The sequence below is a fragment of the Methanospirillum hungatei genome (assembly GCF_020216685.1).
In the GTDB taxonomy this organism is placed as follows: domain Archaea; phylum Halobacteriota; class Methanomicrobia; order Methanomicrobiales; family Methanospirillaceae; genus Methanospirillum; species Methanospirillum hungatei_B.
On sequence record NZ_JAIWNS010000247.1, the window covers coordinates 1 to 5,864 of the forward strand.

Here is a 5,864-nt window from a genome sequence, read left to right on the forward strand (position 1 = left end):
TACCGATCAGGTAACTCCTGCTACCGTGAAATTGTCACCTGGGGACTATTATGTCGATCTCATACTCATTGGGTATGACCTGTATCATGAAGTGATAGCATTTCCGGATGAAAGCCCGTTAAAAGTGAATCTGATACCAAGCACCAAGGGGATCATGAAGATTCAGACCGACCCTGATGATGCTACTATTTATCTGAACGGCATTCTGAAAGAAAGGGATTCTGATTCTCTTATCAAAGATTTGGAATATGGAGAATATACTCTTGAAATTAAAAAACCCGGTTACAAAACCTATAAAGATACGATTAATTTTGATTCTGGCAATACAGAATTTGTAGTCCCACTAGAAGCCGTTGGAGGAGCGGTCTATGTCAATTCTATCCCGACGGGTATACATGCTGCCTATAATGGAAAAATTGTGTGGAACTTAACTCCCCTGGTCATGAAATTACCGCCTGGTGAATACACTATCGCTGTTATGGGTAGTACTGCTACACCCCCGACAGGGGTAAAAACGAAAAAAATAACCCTGGGTTTGGGAGATGAGGTTACATTAAATTTCGTCATGGATGGACCTCAGGGTGAGGCAATTTCCCATGATGATGGCACCATTACCGTTGGAATTAATACTGATCCTGAAGGGGCCCAGATTACGATTGATGATAAAAAATTAGATGCAGTAACTCCTGCATTTGTCAGACTTCGCCCAGGGACACATAATGTAAAACTTGCCCTGCTGAATTATCAGACGTATAATGAAGAGATTAAATTTCCAGATGAAAGCCCGCTGAACGTAAACCTTATCGAAGCAATGACCGATTATCCGGATGTATCATCGAATGAAATATCATCAGATAATGAATTGGTAAAGGTAACCATATACACGGGCCCGAGTGGTGCAGAAATTACCCTCATGGGAGAGAGTGGAACATTAACCGGTACATCTCCGGTAAGTTTTGAAGTGGTACCAGGGAAGTACAATATCCGTGCCACCCGTCCTAATTACAAGAACTACCAGGAGGTATATACAATTGACCAGGATGGTATGGATATTACCATTCAACTTGAATCGGTATATACTCTGTACGGGACCTGATAGTGAAAGGTTTTTTTGATCACAACTCAAGGAAAAGAGAGAATCCCTCTTTTTTCTAAAGACTGAATCCAGTTTTTAATTTTAAAAAAATTCCAGAACAAAACAATAATATCAAACCAGTATTGTTTTTTACACTATGAGATTCTTAATATAACATCCCTGAATCTCCCACTGATGTTTCAATCAGAGATATATCCTCTCAACTCCTCTTTGAAACCCTGTTCCATCACCCCCGAAATCCTGCCTTGTCCCTGAACTCATGATTTCTCATCCATATCTTTGAAAGGAGTCGCATCCTCCCATAATTTATGAAAAATCTCTCGCAATTGTGAATTTAACATTGCATCCCGTATTCGTATCATCACATACGGTTTGGTAAGATCGCGTTGATCCTCTAATTCAAAAATACACATGGTTCCATCAACGAGTATGAAATTATGCTCTGTGTTTAAAATACGGATTTCAACCAAATCATGATACATCTGTTGAATCGGTTCTTCCTGAATATATGCGGCTATTTGTGAAAAGAAATTGAGATATGGGGAATCCGGATATAGTATCTTCACAGGGATTCCCTTTTTTAGTAAACTCACCAGATTATTCATAAGTGAATAGGCAGTCCGCTCATCAATCTCCGAATGAAAGGAACCATATCGAGTTTGTGTAACATAAACCACTTCTTTTGTTGCTTCATTATGCACCTCCACAAAATAATTCAGAATATCTTTATTCGTATACATGATCTGAATGTCCTGAAGATTGGGAGTTGGATTATGTCTTCTCTCTAAACTCTGTTCCAGTTGTGTTATGGTCTTTTTCAATTCATTCCGCTGGTTTTTTGAATCTATAAAATATCTCATATAGATTCTTTGAAAGGCGATTTCAGGAACGATTGATTCATATCTTTTTGGTCTGCCTGAATGCTCTGTAATTATCTCATCTTCGAGAAGCGATGACAGGGTATCATAGATTTTTCCCATCGGAACATGAGATTCCAAAGACAATGCCCGTGCATCAAGAGGTCCTTTTTGAAGGAGGCAGGCATACACAAGTGCCTGATATTTGGAAAGACCAATCTTTTGGAGCAACTCGATGTCAGACATTAAACTTCCTTGAGTTTATTTTGTGTGAATTGTTTAAGTTACTATACCTGGATAATACTGGTTATGACGAATATGTCAACAATACACCAATCTCCCATTGAGGTGGTGAGAGCATTCTTTGATGAAATGTCAAAGCTTGATTTCGATACAGCACTTGTGTATATATCTGATGACTGTGAATACGAAAATCTGCCAATGCCTGATTCCAAAGTTATCGGACCGGCAGGTATCCGTGCAATACTCGAACCATTTTTCGCTCAAACTATCGAAAATGAGTTTATCGTCATCCGCGAAGCCGCTCAGGGTCAGGTAGTATTTATTGAGCGACGTGACAGGCATCTCCTCTCAAATGGCTGGATAGAGTTACCAGTAACCGGTGTGTTTGAGGTTCAAAATGGTTTCATCACAGTCTGGCGGGAATATTTCAATTTTCCCACCATTGCACCGATGTTTCAGATGAATGATAATTCAAAATAAGTGGTCTGATGGAATATATTTCGTTTGATAATTTTTTCCAGTAATCACCACATTCCATCAAAAATTTCTTGAAAAATGCCATATCAAACCAATTTTTAGGAAAGAATTTATTCTGTTTACTTTCCAGAAACTGGGTGTAAAGAAGTCTCCATAATTTTCTCGGGAAGATGAAAGACCTACATGCTGACATTCCCGGAGAAATCATTATAATCATACTCCGGTAATTTTCATATCATGGCTGTATGGAAATGTAACATCTGTGGATATCTCTATGATGAAACAACCGGAGATCTGACATCTTCTATCCCACCAGGAACTCCATTTGCCGCAATCCCTGATACCTGGCGATGTCCGATCTGTCATGCAGATAAAACAGTCTTCATACAGGTGAGTGAAGAATCACCTGATGTCACATCATTCCCCACGGTTTCTGAAGCAATAATAGAAAACCTCGTTCACTTCGGTATCACGGAGTATTTCGGGGTTCCTGGAACGAGTAGTCTTGGGATTATCGATGCAATTCGGAAACATGAAAAGGCACAGTTCACACTCTTCCGCCATGAAGAAAATGCGGCAATGGCTGCATCAGCCTATAATAAACTCACCGGAAAAATCGCTGCATGTGTGACCATTGCAGGACCAGGAGCGACCAATCTTGCTACCGGCCTTTATGATGCCAAGGAAGATCGGGCATCCGTGCTCTCGATAAACGGACAAGTGGAGATGCAATATGCCGGTCCGGGTGGATTTCAGGAGATTGATCAGGATGCATTCTTCAGACCGGTTACGGTCTATAATAACACAATCTATGATAAAAAGATGGCTGTAAAGATCCTGACCATGGCCGTTCAGCATGCCGTAGTCAGAAGTGGGGTTGCCCAGATCTCGGTCCCGAATGATATTCAGAAACAGGAGATAGATCCTGAATATACCGAGGTCAGGGGCGTCATCCCTTCGCTCATCATCAGACCAGATACCCAGACCATACAAAAAGCCATTGACCTCATCGTTTCATCCACAAATCCGGTAATTCTTGCCGGATGGGGTGCATATCCTTATTCAGATCTGATTGCCTCATTTGCGGAGAGAATTGACGCTCCGATCCTCTCAACCTTTCGTGCAAAAGGAATTTTTCCGGATGACCATCCTATGTATGCAGGAGTTCTTGGGACCGTCGGTTCATCCGGAGCACGGATCATGGTTGAGGAGGCTGATCTGCTCATAACACTGGGTGTCGGATTTTCAAAGATGACAAGGGTTCCTGAACATATCCGGATTCTTCAGATAGATTATGATCCGCTTCGTCTGGGGAAAGGAAAGGATACTCTCCCGGTGTATGGTGATGTCGGAGAGGTAATATCTGAACTCCTGTTAATACTCCCCCAATCATCTCATTCCCATGCACAAGAAAAGGTCAGTGCTGTGAAAAAACCCTGGGAAGAAGTCCGGAGAAAAGAGGCTGAAGATTTATCCGTTCCAATCAGACCTCCTTTCATTATGGATGTCCTCTCCAGAGTGATCCCACCGGATGCGATAATCTCTATTGATGTTGGAGAGAATGGATGGTGGTTTGGCCGAAATTTCAGGATGAATGGTCAGAAATTTGTCATGTCAGGCTATCTTGCCACCATGGGTTTTGGATTTCCCGGAGCCATCGCTGGAAAAATTGCATACCCGGAAAAACCGGTCTTTTGTATCACCGGTGACGGGGGTTTTGCCATGGCCATGGGAGATTTTGTCACCGCAGTAAAATACAACCTCCCGATGGTGGTAATAGTTCTTAATAATCATGAACTCGGGATGATTCGGGTAGAGCAGCAGATAGAGAAGTATCCCAATTTTGCAACGACTCTGCATAATCCGGATTTTATGATGTATGCCAGATCCTGTGGCGGTGATGGTATCAGAGTTGAAAAACCTGAAGAACTTGAATCAGCAGTCCTGTGGGCGATGGATCAGCAATGTCCGGTTATTGTTGATATAATTACGGATCCCAGAAGATTTCCGTAAAAAATGATTGTTTCAATAGAATAGAACAATTCTCACTCTTTTGTATTTTTAAGTGCTATTTTAAGCGATTTTATCAATAACTGCAATTTCCTTGACTGGGGGAGATTTTATTCTCTGGAATACGAGTGTTCGTTTACTGGGAATTATATAATTTTATGGTGAAGAATATTTTTATATCAGGATTTACACAGGTTCCTCATGAATCATATGTGTAGGTTCCCATTTAGAATGGGATTATTACTTATTACAGTTCTTATACTCATTCCGTGTCCAATTTCAGCCGAATCACTCATCCATAATCTGGACGAAGAATCGAAACTATTTTTCAATGGGACTATTTATACGGAAGGTAGCACCAGTGTAGATAGTCTGCTCGTCAAGAATGGCGTAGTCCAGGCGTTAGGTATAGATCCTGCTGATGTTACGGATGCCAACAGAATCGATCTGAATGGAACATTCGTGTATCCAGGTTTTCATGATAGTCATGTTCACCTTGTTGAGGCAGGGTATGGATTTAGCAGCGGGTGTTTCTTGTATGGGGCAACTAATGCAGATGCTATTTGTAAAATTGTCAAACCCATCGCAGATTCACTTCCACCTGGTGAACCAATGTTTGGAGGAGGTTTTTCCCTTGAAAATTATGACAACTGGTCACTGGAAGACAGAAATAAACTCGACCAGGTAACCGGGGACAGACCGGTATTTCTGGGCGATCAACTCGGTCATAATGCCGTCGTAAATTCTGCTACCCTGAAACTTGCAAACATCACCGGACAGACGAATCCTCCACCGGGTGGAGTGATAATCAATGAAGATGGAGAGCCCACCGGCATGCTCAGGGAATCTGCCATGACCCTTGTCGGAAACGTTCTTTTCGATATGTTCCCTGATACGATGATAGAAGCAGTATCGAAACAGTTTCTTGATACGTGGGCATCATATGGGTATACTTCAATTAATGACCTGTCAGGTTTTTCCGGGGGGAGGATGCTCAAACCAGACATGTTAAGAAAGATGGAGGAAGAAGGAAACCTCTCAATCAGGGTTAATTATCTGTATACACTGTTTTCTTTAAATGAGATGGATGATGCATTACAGTATCTCGGAAATGACACTCCCATGGTCAGGTTTATTGGACTGAAGATCTTTGTTGATGGAGCGTATGCAGGAGGTCAGGC

5 protein-coding genes are annotated in these 5,864 nt (G+C 41.6%); 4 read left to right on the forward strand and 1 reads right to left on the reverse strand.

Features of this window, described 5'->3' with window-relative positions; genetic code table 11:
• A partial coding sequence (locus LDL35_RS14120; RefSeq protein WP_304023586.1) for a PEGA domain-containing protein occupies window positions 1-1,096 on the forward strand: 1,096 nt, incomplete at its 5' end.
• A gap of 257 nt (window positions 1,097-1,353) precedes the next feature.
• On the opposite strand, the gene LDL35_RS14125 is transcribed toward LDL35_RS14120, so the two are convergent.
• Window positions 1,354-2,199, reverse strand: a complete 846-nt coding sequence (locus LDL35_RS14125; RefSeq protein WP_304023588.1) for a TrmB family transcriptional regulator — start codon at window positions 2,197-2,199, stop codon at window positions 1,354-1,356.
• Window positions 2,200-2,271: 72 nt separating this feature from the next.
• Here LDL35_RS14125 and LDL35_RS14130 point away from each other — a divergent pair, with 72 nt between their 5' ends.
• The 3 genes from LDL35_RS14130 to LDL35_RS14140 all read left to right on the forward strand — a co-directional run.
• A complete protein-coding gene (locus tag LDL35_RS14130; RefSeq protein ID WP_304023590.1) occupies window positions 2,272-2,676 on the forward strand; it encodes a limonene-1,2-epoxide hydrolase family protein in 405 nt (134 codons plus the stop codon).
• Between the two features lie 234 nt (window positions 2,677-2,910).
• Window positions 2,911-4,686: a thiamine pyrophosphate-dependent enzyme gene (locus LDL35_RS14135; protein ID WP_304023592.1), complete on the forward strand. Its 1,776-nt coding sequence runs from the start codon at window positions 2,911-2,913 to the stop codon at window positions 4,684-4,686.
• 207 nt (window positions 4,687-4,893) lie between these two features.
• Window positions 4,894-5,864 (forward strand): amidohydrolase family protein (locus LDL35_RS14140; protein WP_304023594.1); only part of this gene is annotated, 971 nt, incomplete at its 3' end.